Origin of the sequence: Salinibacterium sp. G-O1, assembly GCF_030063305.1 — a bacterium.
Taxonomy (GTDB): Bacteria; Actinomycetota; Actinomycetes; order Actinomycetales; family Microbacteriaceae; genus Rhodoglobus.
On record NZ_JASISV010000002.1, the window covers coordinates 221,232 to 246,202 of the forward strand.

At 63.0% G+C, this 24,971-nt stretch carries 30 protein-coding genes and 1 tRNA gene; 13 read left to right on the forward strand and 18 right to left on the reverse strand.

What is annotated here, in order from left to right:
• Positions 1 to 27: 27 nt before the first annotated feature.
• Together QMG83_RS07425 and QMG83_RS07430 are read right to left on the reverse strand one after the other, a co-directional pair.
• The gene (locus QMG83_RS07425) at positions 28 to 1,026 is read right to left on the reverse strand and encodes a tRNA (adenine-N1)-methyltransferase (RefSeq protein ID WP_283504746.1); all 999 of its coding nucleotides are present in this window, start codon (positions 1,024 to 1,026) and stop codon (positions 28 to 30) included.
• Positions 1,023 to 1,694 (reverse strand): HAD family hydrolase, encoded by a 672-nt coding sequence (locus QMG83_RS07430; RefSeq protein ID WP_283504747.1) that lies wholly within the window; start codon positions 1,692 to 1,694, stop codon positions 1,023 to 1,025. Before QMG83_RS07430 ends, QMG83_RS07425 begins: the two co-directional genes overlap by 4 nt.
• Before the next feature lie 67 nt (positions 1,695 to 1,761).
• On the opposite strand from QMG83_RS07430, the gene QMG83_RS07435 reads away from it, so the two are divergent.
• The gene (locus tag QMG83_RS07435) at positions 1,762 to 2,697 is read left to right on the forward strand and encodes a proteasome assembly chaperone family protein (RefSeq protein WP_283504748.1); all 936 of its coding nucleotides are present in this window, start codon (positions 1,762 to 1,764) and stop codon (positions 2,695 to 2,697) included.
• Between the two features lie 31 nt (positions 2,698 to 2,728).
• Here QMG83_RS07435 and mshC read toward each other — a convergent pair whose 3' ends face one another.
• Genes mshC through QMG83_RS07450 form a run of 3 tightly spaced genes read right to left on the reverse strand, consistent with a single transcriptional unit; the run spans position 2,729 to position 6,134 of the window.
• Positions 2,729 to 3,943 carry a cysteine--1-D-myo-inosityl 2-amino-2-deoxy-alpha-D-glucopyranoside ligase gene (gene mshC, locus QMG83_RS07440; RefSeq protein WP_283504749.1) on the reverse strand — a complete coding sequence of 405 codons (1,215 nt, stop codon included), beginning with the start codon at positions 3,941 to 3,943 and terminating at the stop codon, positions 2,729 to 2,731.
• A gap of 9 nt (positions 3,944 to 3,952) precedes the next feature.
• Positions 3,953 to 4,804, reverse strand: a complete 852-nt coding sequence (locus tag QMG83_RS07445) for an undecaprenyl-diphosphate phosphatase (RefSeq protein ID WP_283504750.1) — start codon at positions 4,802 to 4,804, stop codon at positions 3,953 to 3,955.
• 25 nt (positions 4,805 to 4,829) lie between these two features.
• Positions 4,830 to 6,134, reverse strand: coding sequence for a M20/M25/M40 family metallo-hydrolase (locus QMG83_RS07450; protein WP_283504751.1), 1,305 nt, complete (start codon positions 6,132 to 6,134; stop codon positions 4,830 to 4,832).
• 85 nt (positions 6,135 to 6,219) lie between these two features.
• Between QMG83_RS07450 and QMG83_RS07455 the strand changes: the two genes are divergently transcribed.
• Together QMG83_RS07455 and QMG83_RS07460 are read left to right on the forward strand one after the other, a co-directional pair.
• A tRNA-Leu gene (locus tag QMG83_RS07455) sits at positions 6,220 to 6,304 on the forward strand.
• Positions 6,305 to 6,479: 175 nt separating this feature from the next.
• On the forward strand, positions 6,480 to 6,812 hold the full coding sequence (locus QMG83_RS07460) for a cupin domain-containing protein (protein ID WP_283504752.1): 333 nt from the start codon (positions 6,480 to 6,482) through the stop codon (positions 6,810 to 6,812).
• Between the two features lie 14 nt (positions 6,813 to 6,826).
• Here QMG83_RS07460 and QMG83_RS07465 read toward each other — a convergent pair whose 3' ends face one another.
• From QMG83_RS07465 to QMG83_RS07475, 3 genes are all read right to left on the reverse strand, one after another.
• A complete protein-coding gene (locus tag QMG83_RS07465; RefSeq protein WP_283505527.1) occupies positions 6,827 to 7,522 on the reverse strand; it encodes an endonuclease/exonuclease/phosphatase family protein in 696 nt (231 codons plus the stop codon).
• 86 nt (positions 7,523 to 7,608) lie between these two features.
• Positions 7,609 to 8,364: a class I SAM-dependent methyltransferase gene (locus QMG83_RS07470; protein WP_283504753.1), complete on the reverse strand. Its 756-nt coding sequence runs from the start codon at positions 8,362 to 8,364 to the stop codon at positions 7,609 to 7,611.
• Positions 8,365 to 8,386: 22 nt separating this feature from the next.
• The gene (locus QMG83_RS07475; RefSeq protein ID WP_283504754.1) at positions 8,387 to 9,301 is read right to left on the reverse strand and encodes a J domain-containing protein; all 915 of its coding nucleotides are present in this window, start codon (positions 9,299 to 9,301) and stop codon (positions 8,387 to 8,389) included.
• Between the two features lie 149 nt (positions 9,302 to 9,450).
• Between QMG83_RS07475 and QMG83_RS07480 the strand changes: the two genes are divergently transcribed.
• Positions 9,451 to 9,942, forward strand: coding sequence for a glutathione peroxidase (locus QMG83_RS07480; RefSeq protein ID WP_283504755.1), 492 nt, complete (start codon positions 9,451 to 9,453; stop codon positions 9,940 to 9,942).
• A gap of 9 nt (positions 9,943 to 9,951) precedes the next feature.
• Complete coding sequence (locus QMG83_RS07485) at positions 9,952 to 10,644, forward strand: histidine phosphatase family protein (protein WP_283504756.1); 693 nt, start codon at positions 9,952 to 9,954, stop codon at positions 10,642 to 10,644.
• Between the two features lie 31 nt (positions 10,645 to 10,675).
• Here the strand turns inward: QMG83_RS07485 and QMG83_RS07490 are convergent, their stop codons facing one another.
• Positions 10,676 to 12,505 carry a DUF2207 domain-containing protein gene (locus tag QMG83_RS07490; protein ID WP_283504757.1) on the reverse strand — a complete coding sequence of 610 codons (1,830 nt, stop codon included), beginning with the start codon at positions 12,503 to 12,505 and terminating at the stop codon, positions 10,676 to 10,678.
• Between the two features lie 53 nt (positions 12,506 to 12,558).
• On the opposite strand from QMG83_RS07490, the gene QMG83_RS07495 reads away from it, so the two are divergent.
• Together QMG83_RS07495 and QMG83_RS07500 are read left to right on the forward strand one after the other, a co-directional pair.
• Entirely contained in the window at positions 12,559 to 12,843 is a 285-nt protein-coding gene (locus QMG83_RS07495) for a GNAT family N-acetyltransferase (protein ID WP_283504758.1), read from the forward strand.
• 136 nt (positions 12,844 to 12,979) lie between these two features.
• Positions 12,980 to 13,327 carry a DUF2510 domain-containing protein gene (locus tag QMG83_RS07500; protein ID WP_283504759.1) on the forward strand — a complete coding sequence of 116 codons (348 nt, stop codon included), beginning with the start codon at positions 12,980 to 12,982 and terminating at the stop codon, positions 13,325 to 13,327.
• Here QMG83_RS07500 and QMG83_RS07505 read toward each other — a convergent pair.
• A complete protein-coding gene (locus QMG83_RS07505; RefSeq protein WP_283504760.1) occupies positions 13,317 to 13,643 on the reverse strand; it encodes a hypothetical protein in 327 nt (108 codons plus the stop codon). The genes QMG83_RS07500 and QMG83_RS07505 overlap by 11 nt on opposite strands.
• A 19-nt stretch (positions 13,644 to 13,662) precedes the next feature.
• Here QMG83_RS07505 and QMG83_RS07510 point away from each other — a divergent pair, with 19 nt between their 5' ends.
• Complete coding sequence (locus QMG83_RS07510) at positions 13,663 to 14,307, forward strand: ribonuclease H family protein (protein ID WP_283504761.1); 645 nt, start codon at positions 13,663 to 13,665, stop codon at positions 14,305 to 14,307.
• A gap of 10 nt (positions 14,308 to 14,317) precedes the next feature.
• On the opposite strand, the gene QMG83_RS07515 is transcribed toward QMG83_RS07510, so the two are convergent.
• The 3 genes from QMG83_RS07515 to QMG83_RS07525 are packed head-to-tail and all read right to left on the reverse strand — an operon-like array spanning position 14,318 to position 17,537.
• Positions 14,318 to 15,889 (reverse strand): transporter, encoded by a 1,572-nt coding sequence (locus QMG83_RS07515; RefSeq protein WP_283504762.1) that lies wholly within the window; start codon positions 15,887 to 15,889, stop codon positions 14,318 to 14,320.
• Positions 15,871 to 16,668, reverse strand: coding sequence for an ABC transporter ATP-binding protein (locus QMG83_RS07520; RefSeq protein ID WP_283504763.1), 798 nt, complete (start codon positions 16,666 to 16,668; stop codon positions 15,871 to 15,873). The genes QMG83_RS07515 and QMG83_RS07520 overlap by 19 nt, the downstream gene beginning before the upstream one ends.
• 26 nt (positions 16,669 to 16,694) lie before the next feature.
• Positions 16,695 to 17,537: an endonuclease/exonuclease/phosphatase family protein gene (locus QMG83_RS07525; protein WP_283504764.1), complete on the reverse strand. Its 843-nt coding sequence runs from the start codon at positions 17,535 to 17,537 to the stop codon at positions 16,695 to 16,697.
• Between the two features lie 45 nt (positions 17,538 to 17,582).
• Between QMG83_RS07525 and QMG83_RS07530 the strand changes: the two genes are divergently transcribed.
• The 3 genes from QMG83_RS07530 to QMG83_RS07535 all read left to right on the forward strand — a co-directional run bounded on the left by QMG83_RS07530 (position 17,583) and on the right by QMG83_RS07535 (position 18,837).
• Positions 17,583 to 18,251, forward strand: coding sequence for an NAD(P)H-binding protein (locus tag QMG83_RS07530; protein ID WP_283504765.1), 669 nt, complete (start codon positions 17,583 to 17,585; stop codon positions 18,249 to 18,251).
• Between the two features lie 96 nt (positions 18,252 to 18,347).
• Positions 18,348 to 18,527: a DUF2510 domain-containing protein gene (locus tag QMG83_RS15455; RefSeq protein WP_502949013.1), complete on the forward strand. Its 180-nt coding sequence runs from the start codon at positions 18,348 to 18,350 to the stop codon at positions 18,525 to 18,527.
• Positions 18,528 to 18,582: 55 nt separating this feature from the next.
• Complete coding sequence (locus QMG83_RS07535; protein ID WP_283504766.1) at positions 18,583 to 18,837, forward strand: glutaredoxin family protein; 255 nt, start codon at positions 18,583 to 18,585, stop codon at positions 18,835 to 18,837.
• A 292-nt stretch (positions 18,838 to 19,129) separates the two neighbouring features.
• Here the strand turns inward: QMG83_RS07535 and QMG83_RS07540 are convergent, their stop codons facing one another.
• Positions 19,130 to 20,452: a GNAT family N-acetyltransferase gene (locus tag QMG83_RS07540; protein WP_283504767.1), complete on the reverse strand. Its 1,323-nt coding sequence runs from the start codon at positions 20,450 to 20,452 to the stop codon at positions 19,130 to 19,132.
• Positions 20,453 to 20,516: 64 nt separating this feature from the next.
• Between QMG83_RS07540 and QMG83_RS07545 the strand changes: the two genes are divergently transcribed.
• Positions 20,517 to 20,825 carry a tryptophan synthase subunit alpha gene (locus QMG83_RS07545; RefSeq protein ID WP_283504768.1) on the forward strand — a complete coding sequence of 103 codons (309 nt, stop codon included), beginning with the start codon at positions 20,517 to 20,519 and terminating at the stop codon, positions 20,823 to 20,825.
• 3 nt (positions 20,826 to 20,828) lie between these two features.
• On the opposite strand, the gene QMG83_RS07550 is transcribed toward QMG83_RS07545, so the two are convergent.
• From QMG83_RS07550 to QMG83_RS07560, 3 genes are all read right to left on the reverse strand, one after another.
• A complete protein-coding gene (locus QMG83_RS07550) occupies positions 20,829 to 21,431 on the reverse strand; it encodes a DarT ssDNA thymidine ADP-ribosyltransferase family protein (RefSeq protein WP_283504769.1) in 603 nt (200 codons plus the stop codon).
• Between the two features lie 199 nt (positions 21,432 to 21,630).
• Positions 21,631 to 22,350: an SGNH/GDSL hydrolase family protein gene (locus tag QMG83_RS07555; protein WP_283504770.1), complete on the reverse strand. Its 720-nt coding sequence runs from the start codon at positions 22,348 to 22,350 to the stop codon at positions 21,631 to 21,633.
• A 107-nt stretch (positions 22,351 to 22,457) separates the two neighbouring features.
• Entirely contained in the window at positions 22,458 to 22,838 is a 381-nt protein-coding gene (locus tag QMG83_RS07560) for a DUF5997 family protein (protein WP_283505528.1), read from the reverse strand.
• A gap of 37 nt (positions 22,839 to 22,875) precedes the next feature.
• Here QMG83_RS07560 and QMG83_RS07565 point away from each other — a divergent pair, with 37 nt between their 5' ends.
• On the forward strand, positions 22,876 to 23,523 hold the full coding sequence (locus tag QMG83_RS07565) for a LysR family substrate-binding domain-containing protein (RefSeq protein WP_283504771.1): 648 nt from the start codon (positions 22,876 to 22,878) through the stop codon (positions 23,521 to 23,523).
• On the opposite strand, the gene QMG83_RS07570 is transcribed toward QMG83_RS07565, so the two are convergent.
• On the reverse strand, positions 23,520 to 24,857 hold the full coding sequence (locus QMG83_RS07570) for a protein kinase domain-containing protein (RefSeq protein WP_283504772.1): 1,338 nt from the start codon (positions 24,855 to 24,857) through the stop codon (positions 23,520 to 23,522). The genes QMG83_RS07565 and QMG83_RS07570 overlap by 4 nt on opposite strands.
• Between the last annotated feature and the right edge of the window lie 114 nt (positions 24,858 to 24,971).

The following is a 24,971-nucleotide window of genomic DNA, read 5'->3' on the forward strand; positions in this document are numbered from 1 at the left end:
GCGATGTCGCCCGGCTACCCAAATACTCTACTGGTCGGTTGTGGTGCTGCCTGTGGCGGCACGAGCCGCGGCCTGGGCCTCACGAGCGGTCTTGCGCAGTCGTTTTGCGCTGGAGGTGCGCTCCCCCAATGCTCCGGGGGTCCAGGCCTCCACGTCTTCGTCACTGAAATCGGACTTCGACGCACGACGCTTGAGCGCGGGAAGAACGGCGCCGGGGGCGAGCCTGCGGGCCGTCATCAGGAACCCGGTGTGGCCGATCATCCTGTGGTCAGGACGAACGGCGAGACCCTCGACATGCCAGGTGCGCACCATCGTCTCGCTCGGTTCCGGGTCGGTGAACGCGCCGGTTTCGCGGATGGCCTCGGCCACCCGCGACAGCTGAGTCACAGTGGCGATGTAGCAGATAAGGACGCCGCCGGGCGTGAGCGCATCCGCGCATTCGTCGAGGCATTCCCAGGGCGCAAGCATGTCGAGCACTATCCGGTCGACAGAGCCATCGGGCACGGTGGCCGGCATCGCCTCCTGGAGGTCTCCGACGGTGACGGTCCAGTTCGCTGGCTCCGCGCCGAGAAATGCGGTGACGTTGGCCTTGGCCACGTCGGAGAATTCGTCTCGACGCTCAAACGAGTGCAGGGTGCCCGTGGGGCCGATTGCCCGCAAGAGCCACAGTGACAGTGCGCCCGAACCGACCCCAGCCTCCACGACGGTTGCGCCGGGGAAGATGTCTGCCTGCCCGAGGATCTGGGCGGCGTCTTTCGGGTAGATGATGGCGGCGCCGCGAGGCATCGACATCACGAAATCGGTGAGCAGCGGCCTCATTGCGAGGTATTCGACACCGTTGGTCGACTCGACGACCGAGGCATCCGGCTGACCGATGATCGCGTCGTGGCTGAGAACGCCGCGGTGACTGTGGAAGGTGCCACCCGCTTCGAGCGTGACGGTGTTGAGGTTGCCTTTCGGGCCCGTGAGTTGAACGCGGTCCCCCACGCGGAACTCACCGCTCTGCCGGCGGAAACCGTCGCTCATCGCGCACCCTCAATCGTGAATGTTGCCGAAATGTCGGCGACCGACCGCCCGTCGAGGGTGGGCCACAGCACATCGGCCTTCGACCCATCCAGTTCGACCATGAACGGCACGCCGATGACGAATGCGCCTGCGCTGCTGGCGGAGGTGACACCAGGCGGTGAGTCCTCGATAGCAACACAGCGAGTGATATCGACACCGAGAAGTTCAGCACCGCGCAGGTATGCCTCGGGATGCGGCTTGCTGTTGGCGACATCATCACCGGAGACCACGGCGTCGAACCCGACGAAACCGAGTCGGTCCGCGACGTGGTGCGCCATTCTGCTCACAGACATGGTCACCAGCGCGGTAGGGATCTTTTCCTCACGCAGCGCCGTCAGCAGTTCCCTCGCGCCCGGGCGCCAGGGGATGCCGAATTCGACCAGCTGTTCAAGCACCCGCTCCGTGAGGTTATCGATGATCTCGACCTCGGTGAGCTCTACGCCCTTGCTCTGCATGATCTGGGCGGATTTCCACAGACCTGAGCCCACGAGTTCGAGGGCCTCCTCGTGCGTCCACGAGCCGCCGAACGATTCGATGATCTCGGTTTCGGCGGCGATCCAGTAGGGCTCGGTGTTGACGAGGGTGCCATCCATGTCCCAGAGAACGGCGGCGGGTACGTTATGAGTCACAACGCACCATCGTAGTTCTATCCTTGACAGATACCCGGTCACTCGATTCGGGCGAGGAAGGAAACTCGTGACTGACAGCCAATTCGGTAGCGGCCGGCTGCTCGTCGTCGCGTTCGAGGGCTGGAACGATGCTGGCGAAGCCGCCAGCGGTGCCGTACGCGCACTCAAAGAACTGCTCGATCTCTACCCCATCGCCGAGGTGGACCCCGAAGACTACTTCGATTACCAGTTCAATCGCCCATCGGTTGCCTTCGACGACGATGGCAACCGCAAGATTGTCTGGCCAGGCGTCACCGTGTACGGCCCAACCCGGCCCAACAGCGCCCCTGCGGTGGGAATCGCCGACGACGCCGAACTCTCCGTGAGCGGCGCGAACGGCCCCAACATCTACCTGATGCTCGGCACGGAGCCGTCCAGGGGCTGGAAGACCTTTACCCGCGAAATCATCGACGTGATCGAGATGAATGAGATCTCTTCCGTCGTCTTTCTCGGCGCGATGCTCGCCGATGTGCCGCATTCCCGACCGATTTCGGTCTTCACCAGCAGTGAAAATGTCAACGTGCGTCAACAGCTTTCGATCGAACGCAGCGCGTACGAAGGCCCCGTCGGAATCCTTTCAGTACTGGGTGCGGCCGCCGAGACGGCCGGCGTCACAACCATGTCGATCTGGGCGTCGGTGCCTCACTACGTGCACAATGCGCCCTCGCCCAAGGCGACGCTCGCCATTCTCGACAAGCTTGAAGAAATCGTGGATGTCGTCATCCCCCGCGGCGACCTTGTGACCGAGGCGCAGGCGTGGGAATCGGGAATCGACGCGCTCGCCGGAGACGACGACGACATGGCCTCGTACATCGAGCAGCTGGAGCAGGCCCGCGACACCGTGGACTCGCCGGAGGCCAGCGGCGAGGCAATCGCCCAGGAGTTCGAGAAATACCTTCGCCGCACCGACGACAAGCCGGGCGAGGGAACTGCCGGAGATGAACCCTGGCGGCCCAAGGAATAGCAGCGCCAGTGCGCCCCCGGCTGAGCTCCCACTAGCGCAGCGAGATTCCCAGCAGGGCGTGGATCGCGGCCAGATCGACAGGTGTAGCTACGGCTCCGGAGGCGATGCGAGCATCCACTGCGGCCACCGCGGCGGGGGTGTCGAGGTCGTCGGCCAGGGCATCCCGCAACGGAGACAGGATGTCGGAGCCTTCGCCCGTCTCGGTGGCCCACCGCTCCCAGGAGGCGAGTCGTGCCTCAGCGAGAGTGAGCACGTCGTCTGTCCACTCCCAGTCGGTGCGGTAGTGCTGGGCGAGGATCGCCAGCCTGATTGCGCGCGGATCGACGCCGCCCGCGGTGAGAGTTGAGACGAAGACAAGGTTGCCGAGTGACTTGCTCATCTTCTCGCCGCGATACGAGACAAGCCCGGCGTGCACGTGTGCCAGCGCATGATCGCGGCCGGCGAGTGCAGCGGTGTGAGCCGCGGTGAATTCATGGTGCGGGAAGGTCAGGTCGCGCCCGCCACCAGCAACCGTCATGGGAATGTCGAGAAAGTCCTGGGCGATGATCGAACATTCGATGTGCCAGCCGGGGCGGCCGTCGCCCAGCTCGCTCGGCCAGAACGGTTCTCCCGGTCTGGCGCCCATCCACAGCATCGGATCGAGCGGGTCGCGCTTGCCTTCGCGCTCGGGATCGCCGCCCCGCTCCGCGGCCAGGGCGAGCATCGTGGCCCGGTCAAGCTGGCTCACCTGCCCCAGGTGCCAGGGTGACGCGGCCCCGGCGGCAGCGCTGTCGAAGTAAACGTCTTCCCCAAGCCGGTATGCGATGCCGATGTCGAGCAGCCGCCTCACCGCGTGGGCGACAGGGATGACGATGTCTGTCACTGCGACGTAATGATCCGGAGGAACGAGTCCGAGTGCCTGCATGTCTCCGCGGAATAGCTCGATCTGGCCCGCCGCGAGGTCGCGCCAGTCCACGCCGATCGCCGTCGCCCTCGCCAGCAGTGGATCGTCGACATCTGTCACATTTTGCACGTAGCTGACGTCGTAACCCGCGTCCAGCCAGAGGCGGATGAGGGTGTCGAAGGCGAGATAGGTGGCCGCGTGACCGATGTGGGTCGCGTCGTACGGCGTGATGCCGCAGACGTAGAGCCCGGCCAGCGCGATGGGTTCAGTGTCGAGCATCGAACCGGTGGAGGTGTCGAAGACTCGAGGAATGGCGCCGTGACCTGGCAACCGCGGAACCTCGGGCCGGTTCCAGGATTTCACTCTGTAAGCCTAGAGCGGCTGGATGACCCCATTTGACAACAGCACGAGCAGAACGGCTCCGAGCAACACCCGGTAGATGACGAAAGGCAGGAACGATCGCTTCTCGATGTAACGCATCAGGAACGCGATGACGGCGTATCCGACCACGAAGGCCACCACTGTGGCCGCAAGCGTTTCGGGGTAGCCGTAGACCCCGGCGGGTTCGCCGAAGCTGTGCACGAGCTCGTACAGGCCGCTGCCGAACACCGCGGGAATGGCAAGCAGGAAGCCGTATCTGGCCGCGGCGGGACGCGTGTATCCCAGGGAGCGTCCCATCGTCATGGTCGCGCCGGAACGTGAGACGCCGGGAATCAGGGCGAGCACCTGCGCGAGCCCGATCGCGATTCCGTGCTTGTAGGTCATCTCTTCGATGGGGCGAACCTTTTTGCCGAGGTAGTCGGCAATCCCCAGAATGATGCCGAACACGATCAGGACGATCGCAATGAGCCACAACGACCGGAACGCGCTGCGGATGGTTTCTTGTGCAAGAAACCCAATCACCACGATCGGCAGGGTTCCGATGATGATGAGCCATCCGAGTCGCACATCCGGATCGTTCTTGGGAATCTCGACAGAATGTGCGCCACCCCGAGAGCCGAAGTGCTTGAACCAGCGGCTGATGATCCGCACGATGTCTTTGCGGAAGTAGAGGATGACCGCGAGCTCGGTGCCGATCTGGGTGATGGCTGTGAATGTCGCGCCAGGGTCGTTGGCGCCCGGCAGGAACTCCCCCACGATGCGCAGATGCGCGCTCGAGGAGATCGGCAGGAACTCTGTGAGCCCCTGAACGAGTCCGAGAATGATTGCTTCGATGAAGCCCACGGGCCCCTCCTCGGTTACGCCGGCGTTAGTAGTTCAGAAACAAGTCCCCGAGAACCTGCCTGCCAAAGACTAATGCGTCTAACGGCACCCGTTCGTCAACGCCGTGGAACATTGCGGGAAAGTCGAGATCCGGTGGCAGTTGCAGGGGCGCGAACCCGTAACCCTTGATGCCCAGCTTCGACAGCGCCTTGTTGTCGGTTCCGCCGGAGAGCAGGTACGGCAACACCTCGGCTCCGGGATCGCGGCCCTTGAGTGCACCGATCATCGAGTCGACCAGCGGGCCGTCGAAGCTGTTCTCGAGCCCGATGTCGCGGTGCATGACAACGATCTCGATGTCGTCGCCGATCAGTTCGCGCACGCGTGCAAGCACGGCATCCTCTTCCCCGGGCAGGGTGCGGATGTCGATCAGGGCTTCAGCGACATCCGGGATGACGTTGTGCTTGTAGCCGGCGTTGAGCAGCGTCGGGTTGGTGGTGGTGCGCAGCGTACCCAGCACGAACCCGGCCGCCGTACCCGAACTGAGTACGACCTGATCCGGACCTACGACCTCGGGGTCGACGTTCATCAGACGTGCAAGCTCGGCGACCAACTGGCTGGTCGTTGCAGTCAGCTCGACGGGCCACTCCTGCTGCCCGATTGTCGCGACGGCCTGCGCGAGCTTGGTGACGGCATTGTTGTGGATGACACGGCTACCGTGGGCGGCGGTGCCCCGCGCGATCAGCTTGATCCACACGAGTGCCTTCTCGCCGGTCTGCAGCAGGTAGGCGCGTTGGCCGTTGACGTGCACGGAGTAGCCGCCCACCTCGCTGATGGCCTCAGTGGCGCCGGAAAACAGCTCAGGGCGGGTGTCGACGATGTGGTGGGAGCCGAAGTCTCCCCCGTTTTCTTCGTCAGAGAAGAACGCGATGATGAGATCTCGCGCGGGCTGCCTGCCCGACCCGAGAATGTCCTGCAGCGCCGTGATGATCATGGCGTCCATGTTTTTCATGTCGACCGCCCCACGGCCCCACAGCAGGCCGTCACGGATCTCTCCGGCGAACGGATCGACGCTCCAGTTGGCGGGATCCGCCGGAACGACGTCGGTGTGGCCATGCACGACAAGAGCAGGCTTGCTGCCGTCGGCACCGGGAACCCTGGCGATGACGCTCGTGCGTCGCGGAGCGGCATCCACGTACTCGGTGGTGAGGCCCATGCCCTCGAGGATTGCGCCCAAATACTCGGCGGCCTCAGTTTCGCCGTTGGACTTTCCGTCCCCGTAGTTCGACGTATCGAACCGGATCAGATCGCGCGCAATGCTGGCTGTGGATTCGAGCTCGGACGTGTCTGCCATGCCTCCACCTTAGGTGTGTGCATCGGAGGTGTCGGAAGGGTGCTATTCTCGTACCTCGGTGGTCCTGCGAAGGATTCACCAATGCGCGCGGATGGCGGAAATGGCAGACGCGCTAGCTTGAGGTGCTAGTGCCCGTATAGGGCGTGGGGGTTCAAGTCCCCCTTCGCGCACGTTGTTGAGACAGCGAACAGAAAGACCCCGCAGACAGTGTCTGCGGGGTCTTTTCTGTGTTGGGCCAACTGCGGTCCCGTGGCTGTGTCGGGCAACTTTGCACCGCTGCCCGATGGGCCCTTGGGCCTGTGGCAAGCTCGGGATCACAAACACCGACTACTGGGACGTGACATTGTGCAGAAAACATCGTTGACCGCGCTCGCAAGAACCGAATTGGAAGCGGCCCTGACCGCTCCCAGCGGACGAAGTGCAAAGACCGTGTACGGCGGTCACGAGCACCTGCTTCGCCAGACCGTGATCGCTCTTCGGGCGGGTGAAAAGCTGGCCGAACACGAGAATCCGGGCGAAGCGACCGTGCAGGTGCTGCACGGTCGCGTGATGCTCACGGCGGGTGACGACTCCTGGTCGGGGTGGGATGGCGACTTGATCACCATTCCGAACTCACGCCATTCGCTGACGGCGGTGGAGGATTCGACCATCTTGCTCACCGTGGTCAAGCATCGGTAAGTCGTGCAAGCCAGTTAGGCCGCAGCTTCACCACTCGAGATCGCGCCGTATGAGGCCCTGACGAGGATGGGGATGTGATCTGAGGAGCCGCGCGGCATGGTCTGCACATCCTCGATCGTGAAGCCCTGCGACGTTACGAAGTCGAAGTGGCCGCGGAAGAACTTGTACGCCGTATACGTCTGGCGGTCGCTCAAGGTCAGGTCGTAGCCGGATTTCGCGACCCGGTTGGACAGCCCGTCCTTGAAGAGCGGGTAGTTGTAGTCACCGACCATGAGGATGGGCACGCCTGAACCGAGTTCCTGCAGCAACTCGTGAGCGGCCTTGATCTGCTTACGGCGAAGCGAGTTGAGTGCCGTCAGCGGCGCGGCATGGAACGATGCGAGCACAAGTTCGTGCCCCGAGTCCCGGTCGAGCAGCTTGGTGCCGACGAGTCGTTCCGGGGTCGGCGTGAAGATCAGGTCATGGAGCGATTTCTTCAACTCGAAAGACTTGCTTGCTATCTGCTCGTATCGGTCTTTGCGGTAGTACACCGCAAGACCCAGCCTGTTGCGCTTAGTTGAATCGGCGAGGTGGAGGTTGCCGATCTCGGCCGGCAATTCAGACGCAATGCATTCCTGAAGGCAGAGAGCGTCGAGGTCTGGTGTCTTCGCGAGTTCCGCGAGTTCGATGCTCGCCCGGTTCTTGCGGAGGTTGTAACTAATGACGCGGATCACGATGCTGAATCCCTCTTTCCTCACGCGAAGACACCAGCTTAAGGTGTCTACGTCTATTCGAAGTCACCGACTCGAGCGACTGGTTATTTTCGGGCCTCGATGAAGGCTCGCTCGCCCCTGGACACAAATGATCCATGCTGGGCGATGTGCTCGTGCATCGCGCGCAACCTGTCGCGGTACTTCTCCGCCGAGAAGTCGGGCACGGTCCAGATCACCTTGCGCAGGAAAACGACCACCGCTGCAACGTCAAAGAATTCCAGGCGCGGCGACTCCTGTCGGAGGTCGACGACAGCGAGTCCCGCCGCCCGCGCACCAGTTTCCAGCCGTTCGATCGTAGAAACGGGATCGACCCATTGCGGGCCCATCATGAACTCGTACAGGTCACGATTGGTTCCATGACCGACCTGTTGGGAGAGAAAAGTACCTCCCGGTCGAAGCACCCGGGCGATTTCGGTCCAGGGGGTGATGGTGGGCAGTCGCGACATCACCACATCGAACGTCTCGTCCTCGTACGGCAGCGGTGCGTCATTGGCGACCTCGGCCACGCTTCCGCCGAGCGGTGCGAGCCGCGCCCTGGCGATGGCCAGGTTGGGAGGCCAGGCCTCGGTGGCGGCGATCACGTCTGGTTTGTTGACGGCCCGGTTGAGGGCAAAGGAGTACACCTCAGCGCCGCCGGTCTCAATGTCGAGGCTGGCGCTGGCCGCACTGAGCCGCGCCGAGGCCATCGTCGCGTAGCCCCAGGACGTGCGTTGCTCGGTGGCGCGACCGTGAAACCACGAGAAATCCCAGCCGTCGACATCGACAGACTCACCCTCAGCCAGAAGTTCGTCGAACGTCACGATGTCAACGTTAGCTCTGGTGTCAGACGAACCGAACGCCATCCGCGACACGCGTGCGGACGTCGAAGAGCTCGTTGCCGCCGATGGGCGCAGACCCCGGGATTCCCTGGCGCAGCAGCATCGCGAGGGACGTCTGAGTCACAGCGAGGGTGGCGGCACCGCGCACGCTGCCCAGTTGCGTAACGGACTCGGCGAGTGCGTCATCCGGAAGCACGATGACCAGTCCGGTGAATCGCACCCGCAACTGCCGGGACAGCACCTTCGCGCGGACGGCGAGCTCATGCATGGGGCGCTCCCCCGCAATGACGTCGCCGATCAGCTCTCCTCTGCGGATGCGCACCGGCCCACCGAAGTCTTCGGAGAGCATCGCGAACAAGCCGGTCGGCCCGAGAACCACATGGTCGATCTTCGACTCGGGCTCCCCCGTCGAGACGTCATGCCATACCGTGAACCCGATGCCGAGCGTGCTGAGGGTTCGAGCGGTGGACTCCTCGGCAAGCGCGTCTGCCAGTGTGCGCCTGATCTCGCGAGGGGCGCTTCGCACTAACGCGGGGTCGTAGGGGTCGGTGATCTCGACTCCCCTGCCCACCCACTCCCGCAACTGGCCGAGAAACTTCTCGCGTCTCCACCCTCCCGGGTGCCCGTGTGAGCGGGCCTTTGGCCTGGTGTCCTGGCGCGGTCGGGCGGCCTGTGTCGTGAATGTCTCGTGCGTGCGGGAATGGATGCCACGACCACTGTCGTACGCCGCCCGCTTCTGTGCGGTCCCGACGTAATCCCACGCCTCCTGCACGGCATTGAAGCGACCGGGATCGCCGCCCGTGTCAGGGTGAGTCTCCCGCAGCGCCTTGCGGAATGCGCGACGAAGCTCATCATCCGAGGCGGATGCCGCGACGCCGAGCACCTCGTAGGGGCTCGCCGACAGGGGGCTCTCTGGCATTCGATCACTTTCGACGGGATTTGCGGGCGTGCCCACACTACCCAGCCAGCGTGGGTGATTGCTGGTACGCCCTGCTGTTCGGCGCTGAACACGCGACCGAAGTCGAGGATTTGCCGCGTACACACAGGTGACCGGCGTACGTTGTTGTCGTGACCACTATCTCCGACATTCCCCTCACCACAATCGACGGAAACACCACGAGCCTCGCTGAATTCGGTGACAAGGTGGTGCTCATCGTCAACGTCGCATCCCGTTGCGGCCTCGCGCCCCAATACGAGAAGCTCGAGGCGCTGCAGAAGGCGTACGGTGAGCGCGGTTTCACGGTCCTGGGCTTCCCCAGCAACCAGTTTTTGCAGGAGTTGAGCACTGAGGACAAGATCAAGGAGTACTGCTCCATGACCTGGGGCGTTACCTTCCCTATGTTTGAGAAGGTGAAACTCAACGGCAAGGATGCTCATCCGCTCTTCCAGGAGCTCACGAAGACTGCCGACGCCGCCGGCAAGGCCGGTAAGGTCAAGTGGAATTTCGAGAAGTTTGTCGTCACCCCCCACGGTGATGTTCACAGGTTCCGTCCCATGGTCGAACCTGATGCTCCCGAAATCGTTGCTCTGATCGAGGGTTCCCTGCCCGCCCCGGCATAGTCTTCTCTCGTGCGTCTACTTCTCATCAGGCATGGCCAAACCCCGGCGAACGTCGAGGGACGACTCGACACCGCACGGCCGGGCCCCGGGCTCACCGAACTCGGGACGCGCCAGGCGGCCGCCCTCCCCGAGGCTCTGAGAAACGACGTGGTCGACGGAATCTACGTCAGCTCGCTCGTGCGCACCCACCTCACCGCCGCGCCGTTGGCCGCCGATCGTGGCCTTGAGCCGATCGAACTGCCAGGCATCCACGAAATCGGTGCCGGGGACCTGGAAAACAACAACGACGCAGAGTCAATTCGGATCTACCATCGCACCGCATTTGCGTGGGGCCTCGGAGACCTCGATGTCACCATGCCCGGCGGCGCGGATGGACACGAATTCTTTGCTCGCTATGACGCAGACATCGCGCGTGTTTTTGCCGACCTCGAGCCAGCAGACGACGACAGTCCGGGTGTTTCTCGCTCTGCCGTGGTCATCAGCCACGGAGCGGCCATTCGCGTGTGGGTGGCAGCCCGCGTCACCAATGTGCCGCCGAGCTTCTCGGGCGAGAACGAGATCGGCAACACTGGCGTTATTGAGCTTGAAGGTAACCCGGTCGACGGCTGGGTGTTGCTCTCCTGGCAGGGCAGCCCGGTGGGTGGCTCAGACCTTGTGGATTCCGCGGCGATTGACCCCACAGGCGAATCGCTGCTCGACTGACGCTGATCCGGCCAGGCTTGGCAGAGTCCGGCTAGCGGCCTCCGCCCCCGCCTCCGCCGCCTCCTCCTCCGGAGAACCCGCCGCCGGATGAACCTCCGCTGAACGAACCACCGCCACTCCCGCCCCAACTCGAGGTCGAGGCTGGCGGGGTCATTGCCGTCGAGAAACCGCGCAGGGTGTTCGAGAATACGACGGCGTTAAATCCGTTGGTACCCACAAACCAGTCTGGCTGTTCGGGCTGCGCTTGCACGCGCACCTCGAGCTCGCGCATCCATTGGTCTTCCACGCCCCAGAGCACCGCCCAGGGCAGGAGTTTCTCGTACAGCTTGATCATCTCGAGGTTGTTTCCGACATCGACGCGAACGGCACCACTGGGACTTTGCAGCGCCCTCAGCCTGTCTTTCTCGGCGAGGGTCAGATACATACGCATCCCCTCGAGGTATTCGCGCGCTTCCGCGCCCTGGCGGGTCGGACGCAGTGGCCGGATCGACAGGGCGATGCTCACGATCAAGGCGACCACGCCGAAAGCCATCACCGGCAGCAGTATCGGGCTGGAGTTGAGATAGATCTCGCTCGTGATGATGAGGATGGCGATCGCGATGACGCCAAGGATGATTTGCCCCGCGACGATCGCGCCGCCCACGCCGCGCCCTGGGGTTGGCTCCAGAAAGCCCGAAGCCGTGAGTGACGATTTTGCGTCGGATGACCTCTTCGTCAATGACGACATGAGACCCGTCTCGCCCTGGCCGAATTCGCGCAAAGCACCGGGTTCGGGAGCAGAACCGAACAGCACTCTGAGCAACTCGGCATCCTCGGGGTTCGTGCCCTGATCCCCGAGATACTGCAGGGTGTACGGCTCACCACCGGCCTTGACTGCGTACGCCAGAATGCGGATATTCCTGCGGACCGCCAGTCTCACCAGAGCGGCGGGAATTACAGTTTGTGCGCGGCCCATGAGGTGAGCGGACTGCATGATCGTGATGTTGCCAGGCTCGCTGTATTGAGGGATGACGATGCCTCGTCCCTTTGCGCCTCGCCCAGCGCGTATGCGCGAGACGATGGCCGCGACCACTCCGCCGAGACTGAACAGCCCCACCCCTCCCGCAGCCAGGTCGAAGCCGAGGGGAACCGCCCGGGGAACGTTGACCGTGGGTTCCGGTGTGACGAAGGTGTCCGGGTTGAACCCGATGGCAACGGTCAGGGTCTGGCGGGGCGAGAGGTTCGCTGCGCTCGCCGTGAAGGTGCGCTCGGACCCGGAAGCCGTTTCATCGATCGGGCAGGTCGCTCCATCGCCCTGGAATCCCACGTAGCATGCCGCGTTTCCGGTGTACTCCCCCGCAACCGAACCGTCGACATGCACCACGGCGGTGACGCTCCCAAAAGGCTGATCCCATCCGACTCCGTTGACGTCCCAATAGAACTCGTCAGAGGCGGTGTCGTCGAACGACCGCACGACGTTCTGTTGTGAATACGAGATCACATAGGTCACTGCACCGTGAACGAAATCGTCTGTACCCAGTGCGAGCTGCACAAAACCGTCTGAGTATTCCTGGGCGAACGGCACGGCCGTTCCATTCTCATCGGTGACCGAGCTCACGGTGGTGCGAAGATCAACGCCATCGAAATCGTCCGGAATGGCTCGAATGATCCCCCGGTTCTGGTCGAAGTCAGGAAACCTCGCGACGATCGTCTCAATCACTTCGAGTTGGGATGTGCCATCGGCGAGGCGACTCAGCGTGTAGTCAGCATCGAAGGAGTCGAACGTGAAGTCGCTGGTATCGGCCGCGGCTGGCAGCGGCGCCGATAGTGCAACAACACCGCCGACCAGCAGGAGGAAGGCTGACGTGAGTAGTTTTCGCATCGATGCGAGCCTAACTGTCAGCACCAGCATCACGCGGATATTATTCTGGGTGCATGTCGAAGATCTTCACCCATGAGCCGGATGCGAGCCGCTATACGCTCACAATCGAGGGGCAGCTTGTCGCACTGGCCGACTACCGGATCAACGGGAATTCAATTTCGTTCAACCACACATTCACGCAGCCGAACCACCGGGGACGAGGCTTAGCGGGAGAGCTGGTCGAGTTCGCCATCAACGATGTCGAGGCAATGTCAGAGCGCCGGATCGTGCCGATGTGCTGGTATGTGGCCGACTGGTTCGACGCTCGACCGGCACGCGGCGGGCTCCTGACTCGCTAGCACGAGCATCGACGGCCGGGGGCAGCCGTAGCACTCATTCGGAGGTAGACAGCTGACTTCACCCTTGTAATGGGGATCGTATGGCTTCGAATCGGTGCCTAATGTCGTAGCTAAGAACTACGGCGGGGGGCCGAAAATGTCACTAATTCAACACGCACACGTGCCGGCTGGCTGGTATCCCGACGGGGTAGCAGACGACAGCTTGCGATGGTGGGATGGCACAGACTGGACCAACGATGTCCGTTCAGTCGCCGCACCCATCCTCGTCGCTGTGCCACCCATGGATGTTGAGTATGTACCCGCGGAGTCGCTGGCCATTGAGCCCACTCCCGTCACCGCGCCCGAGGCGGTATCCGAACTTCTGACGCCTGTCCCCGAACGACAGGCGTCAGATCAGCATGCAGACGCCCCGGTACTCAGCCGCCGCCAGTTGCGCGAGATGCTGGGTGGCCCGCTCGTGACCGAAACGCCGATCAACCTGTAGGGCTATCCCGATCATTGCTCGGGCTAGTTGACAGCGAATTCCAGCGAGCTCCGTTGCGCACGGTGGCACGCCACGACTCAACCACCGCGAGTGTTCCGGTCACGGATGCCACGTGCTGTGCGACCTGCGCCGCGATGTCGTCATCGTCGGCCGTGAATCGCACCACGATCCGAGCCTGGCCGCTCACCACGTGAAGGTCGACAGCCTCGACGACGACCAACTCCAGAGCAGCGGCCTTCGCAGCCGGGAGCACGCTGTCAGGAGCTACACCGGCTGCCAGCGCGCCGATGGCCATGGTCACTCGATATGAGGGCATGCTCGCTACCCTAGAGGTGATGACTATCACTGCTGCTGCCGACGGTTCCGCGCTGGGCAACCCTGGGCCCGCCGGGTGGGCCTGGTACATCGACGATGAGACCTGGGCTGCGGGTGGCTGGCCCCATGGCACGAACAATATGGGCGAGTTGAAGGCAGTTCTCGAGTTGTTTCGGGCTACCGCCAGCATTGACGACGACCTGCACATCCTTTGTGACAGCCAGTACGTCATCAACTCCGTGACCAAGTGGATGCCGGGCTGGAAGAAGAAGGGCTGGCGCAAGGGTGACGGCAAGCAAGTGATGAATCTCGACCTGCTTATGGAGCTCGACGAGGCGATCGCGGGTCGGCGGTACAGATTCGAGTGGGTCAAGGGACACGTCGGTCACGTTCTCAATGAAGCAGCGGATGTGCGTGCCCGAGGTGCTGCCGAGGCGTATCAGCGCCGCGCCCCGGTGCCAGAAGGCCCCGGATTCCCCGGTGCGGCAGCGACCCGTCCGGCCTCACCCACCACTGCCGCGGTGCAGGCGCCCAGCCTGTTCGAGTTGGATGAACCGGACCACCCGGTAACCGTGAACTTCAGCTCGAGTGAATACTCGCGGTTGGTTGCGAGAGCGACGAGTGCGGGAATTACCGTCGACGAGTTGATTCGCGGTCTCGCGTAACTTCCGACGCCTACCTCTGCTTCTGCAGTTGCGCGAGCAGAGTGGGTCCTCGGCGGTCGAGGATGGCTCCGCCCTGCCGAATGCCGATGACCAACAGGGTGGAACCCAGGGTGATCCCCACAACAAGCGATAGCCACCCCAGCGCGGCGATGTCGAGAGCGAATCCGACGACCGCCAACACCAGCTCGGGAAGGATCAGAATTCCCAGGATGCTCCACGTCGCGAACATCGACAGCATCAAGCTGACGCCCCCTCCGGGCTTTGAGGTGAACGGACTCTCCCCCGGTGCCGGAACCATGAAGACAAACCGCGCAGAGATCACTGACGACACACCGAATCCAGTGAGCAAAATGCCGATCGTGATGCCAAGAAGTCCGGGCAGGATCTCCCAGGTGTTGGCCGCCCAGACGGAGCCGATGGCAAGCACGACACACACCGGGACGGCGAAGACGGCGAGAGCAAGCACCCGTCCGACGCGATCGGCTCGACCACTGACACCTGTTTGCAGGTGCAACGCGAACGCAGTGTTGTCGTACGAAACGTCTGTGTAGATCGACAGAGAGAGAAGCACGGCGATGATCGGGGCCACAACGTTCAGCGGCGCCAGGTTTCCGTTAGTCCCCGCGTAAACGAAGATCAATATCGGCACCAGCGGAACCGTGATGAGGGACTGCGCATAGCGAGGATCACGCATCCAGTACGTGAGCGCTCTGGAGGCAACCGCACCAGATGGTGTGTCGGGGAAGATGGCGAACAGCCCGAGCCCTCGTGCAGCGGCCCTCGTCTGTGTCGAGTGATGTGGAGACTCCAGCGCACGGGCCAGCCCCCAACGCCAGAGCAGGAGAAACGCGCCGAGTGTGCCGATTCCGATCAGAAACTCAAGTCCGGCCCGGCCGGGATTCCCGGAGGCGATATCTGCAGGCACAGCCCAGATCGCGCCCAGCGGGGTCCACGACACAACATTCGCGATTCGAGGCAGCAGGTCAGCGGCATCCCTGAACTGCTGGGAGACCCACAGGATGATCGGCCCGAGCATCAGGAGAGGGACGAAAATCAGGATGCCTTTCGCCTCGCGGGCGCGGCGACCCGCACTGATCCGCGAGCTCAGGGCTACGAGCATCCGTGACCCCACTACGCACGTGAGCACGCCAATAACGGCACACACGACCGCGGCAAGTGCGGCCAGCGGGTGACCCCACCACGTGCCAGCCGTGGCCAAAGCTGCGACGAGCGTCACCAGTCCCGGAACGCCCAGTACCCCACTGATCGCCAATGACAGCAGCAGGGTATTGAGAGGGATGGGGAAGGTCGCGAGCCTGGCGGGTTCTACCGTCTGGTCGATGCCGGAGGTCAGCACGGGCAGGACGGTCCACCCCACGACGAGCGCAGCGCCCGCCAGGACGGTGACCGAGCGGGCAAATTCGATATCGGCGAATCTCAAGACGAACAGCCCGGCGATGGCGAGCACGAGCAATCCGAGTCCGTAGAGTCCGCCAAGAATGACGGCAACCAGCTGCCACGGGCTTTTCCTGAGCGAGTTCGCCAGCAGAAGGAAGCGCAATTTTACGAGAGTCGCAACCATGCCGGCCCCTCCCCCGTGCGGCGACCGCCCACCAGCTCGACGAACCGGTCTTCCAGCGTCGAATCGCCGCGAATCTCATCGATCGTTCCCGCCGCGAGCACTCGACCCTGGGCGATGATCGCGACGTGGTCGCACATCCGTTGCACCAGATCCATTGCATGGCTCGACACGATGACGGTGCCACCTGATGCCACGAATCCCTCGAGGATGTCCCGAATGTTCGCCGAAGACACGGGATCGACAGATTCGAAGGGTTCATCCAGCACGAGCAGTTTCGGGGCGTGCACGAGAGCGCAGGCGAGAGCGATTTTCTTGATCATGCCCGCCGAGTAGTCGATGACCAACGTGCCTCCTGCACCCTCGAGGTCGAGGAGTTGCAAAAGGTCATGCGCTCGCTCGACCACGACTTCCCGGGTCATCCCGCTCAGAAGACCGGCATAGGTGACCAGCTGCAGACCGGTGAGCCGGTCAAAAAGTCTCACTCCATCGCTGAGGTTGCCCACCAGTCGCTTCGCTTCCACGAGGTGTGACCACACGTCGACACCATGGACGCTCACCTGGCCGGCATCCGGCCTCAGCAAACCTGTGGCCATCGACAGCGTCGTGGTTTTGCCTGCCCCATTGGGGCCGACAAGTCCGAAGAACGAACCACTGGGCACCGTCAGGTCGAGATTGTCGACGGCCGGCTTGTCGCCGAAATATTTGACGAGACCGCGAATGGACAGAGCCGGAATGGGGTGCATTGCGAGTTCATCCGATCCTGAGGAATTCTGGGTCATCACAACCCTACGCGGGAGCTATCAACTCACCGTGGTGTGAGAACGACTCTCGCCTGGACAGGAAGGTGATCTGACCCCACCACACCGGCAAGAGTGGCCGGATTGATCCCGATCGCCCGCACATCGACCCCTCCGTTGGTGAGGATCCAGTCGATGCGTTTTCGGCCCAGAGTGGGTGGGCGGTAGTTCGGGTACGTGCCCCACGCCGGGGTGAGTTGTGTGCCTGCGGTGACCCACGCGTCCAGCAACTTTCCGTCCAGCACCAGTTCGCTGTACGGCGTCGTGCCGATCGACGTATTGAAGTCGCCTGTCACGATGGCCGGTCCGATGCTGGCGTCGACGAGTTGGCGCACCATCCCAGCGGCACGCACGCGGGACCGGCGTGATTGATGGTCGAGGTGGGTGTTGAGCATGCGGAACTCGGTGCCGGTGGCCAGATCGGCGAAGAGAGCCCAGACGAGAATGCGCGGGATGCGGTTGCCCCAGCTCCTCGACCCCGGAACGCGGGGCGTGTCGGACAACGCAACCTGCCTCCACTGCTGCAATTCGACGCGGCGGGCATCGTAGAAGATGGGGCAGGCCTCGCCCGTGCCGTCCGCGTCGCGACCGCTGCCCACCCACCGGTAGTGGCTGCCCAGGCTGTGACCTATGAAATCAGACTGGTCGGGAAGGGCTTCCTGCACTCCGAGGATGGTGGGCTGTTCCGTCGACAGCATGTGCAGCAACGCGGGCGCCCGATGGGTCCAGCGATCGGCGCGGCGCGGTCTGGGCATCCTTCGGCGGATGTTGTACGTCATGACGTGCAATTCAGGCTCATCGATCGGGCCGATGAGCGGCGAGTCCACCATGAACCAAGCGTATGTCGTCATGGCGCCTCTCACGGGCCACCCAGCCTGTGCTGGGAGACTCACACAATGTCGACTCCACATCACACCCCCCTTCGCGTAGCCATCCTGGGCGGCAGCGGCAAGGTCGCTCACGAGCTGATCGTGCAGCTTCGACGTCGCGGCGACGATGCCGTACCCATTTTTCGCAATGCCGACAGAGTCGATGAACTGTTGGAGCTTGGCGCGATTCCGGTCGTTCTCGACATCGAGAAGGCCACCACCGCGCAGTTGGCCACAGCACTGGCCGGCTCCGATGCTGTGGTGTTCGCAGCTGGGGCTGGCGGCGGCAACCCTGCCCGCACCCGCGCCGTTGACTACGAAGGGGCAGTGCTGGCAATGGCGGCAGCATCCGCAGTGAAGGTCAGCCGCTTTGTGATGGTCTCTTCCGTCGGTGCCGGAGGGCCGGTGCCCACCGAAGGTGACATGGCGCCGTACCTTCAGGCCAAGCATGATGCCGACGAGAAACTCAAGGCGACCGAATTGCGCTGGACCATCCTGCGACCCGGCGCGTTGACCGATGAGCCGGCCACGGGGCTGGTGCATCTCGCGGATACCGTGGACGGTGGCTCAATTCCCCGCGCGGATGTTGCGGCGGTGATCCTCGCCGCTCTCGACGAGAGAAGCGCCGTGGGCCAGGTGTGGGAATTTGTGAGCGGCTCCCAGCCCATCGCAGACGCCCTCGGCGCGCAAAGCTAGTCTTCCCCCCAAAGGGGGGCATGCCCCAAACGCGCTGATCTCGTAGTGTCAACTGTGTAACGACGGTCGGGGGGCCACGCTATGACACATTCGGGAATGTCATCTTCAGCACTACACACAGCAGGTCCAGCAGCAGGCTGGTACCGGGATCCGGTTGACCGCGGTTCCGCGCGTTGGTGGGACGGTGCAGCCTGGACCGGACATACACGCAACATCGCTCCGCTGGTCGCGGTCGACAACGTGTCAGCCAGTCCAACGCGTCGTTCGCTGCGCTAGCAGGTTCGCCGGCGGGTATGGGAGATTCCCAGCCGCCCGATCGTAGTCTTCAAGGATGACTTCATTGAATATTTCTCTGTACGGTGCCGACTGGTGCGGCGACTGCATCCGGGCGAAAGCTCTTCTCGATGCACGCTCGATTGACTACACCTATTTCGACCTCATCGCGACGCCCGAGCACGCTGATGCTGCCCTCGCGATCAGCGGGCGCACGAATATCCCCGTGATCACCTTTCCCGACGGCAGCCACCTGGTCGAGCCAAGTAACGCCCAGCTCGAGGCAAAGCTCACAGAGGTCGGCGCTCTCTAAGAGCGCGATCGTGGCGCTCCGGGCTGGCTAGCGTGCGAGTTCGATGAAAGTCGAGCGTCGGTGTGACGGCTTCGGGGCGAAACGAAGGAAACGACCGAGGAACCCGCGTCGTTTGGGGATCAGCGACAAATGCCGGACGGCAGCCATCGGCTGAGAGACTGAAACCGTTGTAGTGGTCATGGCACTCCTCACAGGGGATGTCAGTGATTCGGAGTGGCCGCTGCGATCGGATTGCTCGTAAGCGGAAAGTTACCTCACCGTGACGGTGATCTTCGCTGACGCTGCGGTTCGACTAGAACCAGACCGAGAGCCACGGCGCGCGCGACGAATGGAACAACGCATCCAGGCGCGCGACAGATTCCTCAGCGCCAACGATGATTCCCGCGGCGGCAAGCGTGGTGGCCGATACTCCGCCGAGGTAGAGCGCAGACAGGGCGCTCACCGGCAGCGAGATCACATCCGCATCATCGCTATCGCTGTGCGCCGTCACGCGACCAACACCGGCCCCATCCACGTCGAGCAGGAATGTGCCTGCGGCGTAGCCGAGGTCATCCTGCACACGAAGCACACATCGACCCTCACATGAGAATGAGCGGGCTTCGAGGGTCTCCTTGACGTTCAGGATGCGCAGCCAGAGGTGATCCCACGTGGAAAGCGTCGCGGCACGCCTGTCGCTGAGGTTCCACGACAGGGGTTCGTCAACCGAACGAAGGCCAGCTCTCACCGTGCCGACCAGGTCCATCTCGATGAGGTAGCGCCACAGGGCCGAGTAGGCGTCATCCGTCTCGTGTGACAGGTATTCGACGGTGAGGGTGTGCCTGGCGAAATCGATGGCGTCGTCACTGCTATCGCCGACGACGCGGTAGAGGGCCAGGCCGCGCACCTTTCCGTGCTGATCGTCATAGCGCACAGCACGCAGGTTCGCATTCTTCGACGGGTCATCATCGGTGAGTCCCGCCAGCCTGTCCCAGAGCCGGTCCCACCCGACAATCTGACCGGGGCTGTCGAGACGCATCCGTTCGTGCATCGTGGCGACATCCATTCGGAATTGCTCTCGGGTGATGAAGTGCACGCGACCGGGCACGTCGGGGCCGATCCATCTCGCACGGGTTGTGTCGATCGTCAGATCGGTTGCGAAAGCGGCAGGCGCGAATCCAAAACGGCCGTAGATGGTCGATTCGGACACGGTGAGTGTGGCCATCGGAACGCCCGCCGTGTGGGCCGTGCGCAACTCGGCCTCGAGAAGGGCGCGAGCGATGCCCTTGCGACGATGCGTCGGCGAGACTGTGACGGAACTGATTGCCCACGCGTCGATTTTGCGGCGGCCGGGCACGGACAGCTCAAGTGGCCATGAACTCACGGTAGCGACAGGCAGAGACGCGTGCGGCACGCTTGAATCCCACACGCCGGTGGTGCGCCTGTCTGCCAGGCCCGCTATCGAAAGGGCGATTGTCTCGCTGCTCGGTTCTGAACCGTGGAACCCGCGCACGTCTGCGCGTAGCCATGCCTCGAACTCCGCCGGATGCGACGTGTCTACCAGAGCGAGTTCCAGCCCCTTCGACGCCAGCGTTGTCGAGGAAATCTGATCCAGAGGGGCCTTAATGAGCTCAGTCATCTTTCCACGGTAGCTGCTCAGCGCCGAGAATTGACAGTTCTCGGGTGGGCCTTGTTATCGTCGGATGGTGAGTGAGTTCCGCGTGCAGAGACGAGCCAGTCTCGAGGTTCTGCGCGCAGAAGCGTCAGAGGAACGAGACACTGTCGTGCATGAGCGGCTGCTCGCCGGGGGCGACCCCTGGGAGTTCATGGAAGAACTTCCGACCGTCGATGAGCTGGTCATCTACCTGCTGCGCGCCGAGGCGATTATCACCAACGCAGGAATGTCGCCGTCGCCGACGAGGGAATACCGGGTGCTGAGGCAAATTGCGCTCGAACACCCGGCGCTCACCAGAACCGTGTGGAGGATGATCGGCCAGTTCGCCGAGCAATAGCTCCTATGGTGCGGATTGGAACCAGGGCGGGTAGACGACAACTTTGGTCGATGTCATCTTCTTGACACGATCCCGCACCCGATCGTTCGATACGCCGATCAACTGCACAGACTCGAACGGGAATGGACCGACGGCGAGAGCCTCGGCCTCCTGAACGTCTTCACTGTCATGGAGCCGTTCGAGCATACGCGTGAGCGAATCGCCCGTAGCGAAGCGGGTCAGGCTGTGCGCGGCGTCGCCGTCGGCAATAACGGAGCCATCGCCCAGCGCCTCAACGGTGCTCACCAGGAACACAAAATCGGAGGACACAGCGGCGCGCGCTGCCGGAGACCACCGGGTCTCATCGTCCGCGCCTTCGCGCAGCTGCTCCCAGAGCGTCGCGCTCGGAGTGAGATAAAACGGAATGTATTCAGACACCGTCGGTCCACCGGCGCTCACGTGTGCGGTGTTGCGCAGCTCCCGAGTCAGCTCGGTGCTCAGATCAACGGAAGGCGTGGCGTCCGCGAGGAGGGCTCCGGTGCTGAGGATGGCCTCAAGATTGTTGATGTGTGTGACGTGATAGACGCGTTGCGCGCCGGTGTTGATGGATTTTCTGGATGTCGACACTGAAGCGACTCGAGGCGTTCGTGAGCTCGCGCGCACGACTTTCGGTTTCTCTGGAACGGCCTTCGGGAAACAGCTGTCGCACAGCGGAATCTCGAGCCCGTGGATGCAATCTGGCACTGCTGTCCTCTCGAGACATGATTGGCGTCTCGACTAACGGTACGGCTAATCCCGGCCACGGGTCGACCAGAGCTTCGAAAAATTAGAAAATCGAATGCTCGCCGCAGGAGTCAAGCTGGCCCGCCATGATCGGAGCGACCACCGCTGCCCAGCTGGCGTAACGCTCCTCTGATGAGGTGGATGCGGGCGTTCGCGTACCGCTCAGGGGGACGAAGGTCGCATTTCTCCGGGATTGGGTAGCTCGAAGCGCTTCCCGATCAAGGTCCCTGAAAAGTTTGTTGGTGAACCACCGTGCGATGGGCGGCATCGCGATGATCGACGAAAGGGGAACCAGCCCGACCACAAATACTGTGACGCTTGCCGGAGCACCTTCGGTGACGCGATCAATGATGGAATTGACCCGGCGGTGGTAGACGGCAGGGGGAAGCATGAGAAGAGAATCGATGTCCCCCGGGGTGATGACCACCGCGTCGGTGGACCGTAGTTTCGCGGTCACTGACCGAGCAGGACCCTCCTCGCCGGCAAGGAAATCGTCGATGGTGACGTTCGCTTCGACGCCACGGCCCGTCAGCTCAGAAATGAACTTTGCCAGTCGGCCGGGAAAAGTGGTGTCTTGAGAGTCCAGACCCCATCCGGTAGCGACGCCACCGCCCATCACCAGCATTCGGTCAGGGTCTGGACCAGCGACGGTGATCTGCACCATGCTGCCTGGGGACGGGCGCGTCGCCACCGATGATCCAGACGTGGTGAGCCATCGACTGACGGCCGGTCTCACAACGAGCTCGTGGAGCTTCTCGAGCATTCGATGACCCCTCGACGGACGGCATGGGCGGATGGCAACGGAACTGCACTGAGTATATTGCGAGTTAGGCTCACGTTGTCTACCCTTCGAGGGGTCGTGCGATAAAACTAGCGGCCGCTTCCACCCTTGCGGGCCTCAGCTTTGGCCGCGCGCTCCGACTTAATGCGGGCGTTGTCGTCCTGGACCGCAGCATGAGTAGCGCGTTCCACGACGAGCCATTCCGGCTTTTGCTCGAGAAGACCCTTGATCTCTGACGAGGTCATCGTGTCTGGTGCGCCGGCCCTTGCGAGCCCCGAGGTGGAGATTCCCAACTTTCGGGCGACTTCCTGCCGAGGATGCGGGCCGTTCTTACGCAGTTCTAGGAGCCACTCCGGCGGCGTCGACTGCAGTTCGAGGAATTGACTGCGGGTGATCTCCCCCTCCTGGAACTCTGCAGGTGTCGCGGGGAGGTAGATACCGAGCTTCTTTGCCGCTGTCGCGGGCTTCATGGTCTGGTCTGGCACAGTGCAAGGGTAGCCTGTGGCAATGGTCCAGCCTGATAACCCAGCCTTCGGCGCCACTTTGCGGGTCGCATTCGTGGTTGGAGTGACCCCGGGAAAGTGGTCGAAAGTCTGGGCCGAGCGGCTGCCGCGCACCTACCTTGAACTGCTCCCCTCCACCGCAGACGCCGCAGTGAAAGCGGTGGAGGACGGCGCCGCCGACGCCGCGCTGGTGCGCCTCCCCGTTGCAGGCGAGCACCTCTCGAGCATCCCTCTTTATGTCGAGCTCTCTGTCGTCGTCGCGCCCAAGGATCACGCGATTGAGGCGGTCGACTCCGTCAGCATGGCCGATCTCGCCGCAGAGACGATGCTGTCGAACGATGTCAGGGGTGACGACTGGGCGGCGGTCGTCGATCTGGTCGCCACTGGCGCCGGGGTCGCCGTCATGCCCCAGTCCGTCGCGCGAGCGCTGAGTCGCCGCGATGTGGTCGCCCGGCCCGTGACTGACGGGCCCGAGACTCGAATTGCTCTTGCCTGGCTGGCCGCCAACAACAACTTCCTTGTCGAGGAATTTATCGGGATCGTTCGGGGCCGCACCGCGAACAGTTCTCGTGGTGCGCAGCCGAAAGCGGAGAAGAAGCCGAAAGTGGCCAAACCGCGGACGCCAGATCGCAGACCGAGTCGCCGACGCTAGTTGCTGGCGGCATCCACTCGAACCTCAAGCTCACGAATCACCATCGCGGCAAGGTCCACCAGGGTAGCCAGCCCTGCGGCATCGATGGTGTGGGGCTCTGTGTCGAGAACGCAGAGCGTACCGATCGCCACATCGTCAGCGGCGAGCAACGGAACTCCGGCATAAAACCTGAACTCCTCTGCGGCGGGGTGAGCGGGAGCGAGCAGAGGATGTGACGCTGCGCGTGGATCGTCCCTGGCATCCTCAATCACCAACGGACCGAGCTCGAGCAGCTCACGCGCGTTGACGGCGGCATCGACCCCTATACGCGTCACATCCAGATCGTGCCGTGAGGTGAACCAGACGCGGTCGTGGCCAACGATGCTGATGATCGCCAGAGGAACCGCGGCAACTCTTGCCGCCATTGCGGTGATCCGGTCGAACGTCTCATCGGGGAGGGATTCCGGCAGCACAGGGCTGTCACGGATCTCCGGCATTTTGTGGCGTCCCGACTCGGAGAAGGACAATTGCCTGAGCGCGTGGGCCACGTCGTGGATGTCCGGGCGGTCCGACGCCTCCCGTGCCGTCATTGCCCGCAGCAACACTCGCCATTCATGAGGAACCTCCTCGGGAATGGCCGGATCGTCGAGTAGCCGCGCCATCGCCGAGTATTGGGCAGGGCCGGGGAAGGCAAGCTTCGCGGTGAGGCACTGCAGCAACACGAGCCCGAGCGCGTACACATCGCTCGCGGGCCCGACCTCCTCGCCCCGCGCCTGCTCGGGACTGAAGTACGCCACGGTGCCCGTGACGTGATCATCGTCAGAAATGGCCTCGGCGTTGCCGATCGATGCGATTCCGAAGTCTCCCAATTGCGCTTCGATCGTCGACCCGTCGTTGCTGAGGGCGGTGAGGATGTTGGCGGGCTTTACGTCGCGGTGCACAATCCCAAGCCCGTGCACATATTCGAGCGCACCCGCCACCCAATATCCGACCTGCGCCACCTGGCGAATTTTGAGCGGCCCCGAATCGAGCCTGCGTTTGAGGTCGGTGCCTTCCACGAGCTCCATCACGTAGAAGACGCGGGCGTTGCCGGGATCAGTGTGGTCGACGCCCGCATCCAGAAGAGTGACAAGGTTCGGATGATTCAAACCCGCCAGCACGTTGACCTCGACCTCCTGGTTACGAAAGTCCGACTCGGTGGTCGCCGTTGCCCTGAACAGTTTTACCGCGACATCCCTGCCAAGAAATTCGTCGCGAGCCTTATAGACGTCGGCGAACCCTCCATGGGCGATGAGCGACAGCGCGGTGTAGCGTCGCCGGAGCCGGGCCGGCCAGTCGGCAGGTTCGTTTGCCATTGTGGCTCCCCCGTTCGCTCGGGTTGATGGATGTCTGCTCACAGGATAGGGATCTGCCCGAATATCACGCAGGGGATTCCCTGCGTGGCGCGTTCACGATAAAGGGAGTGATCC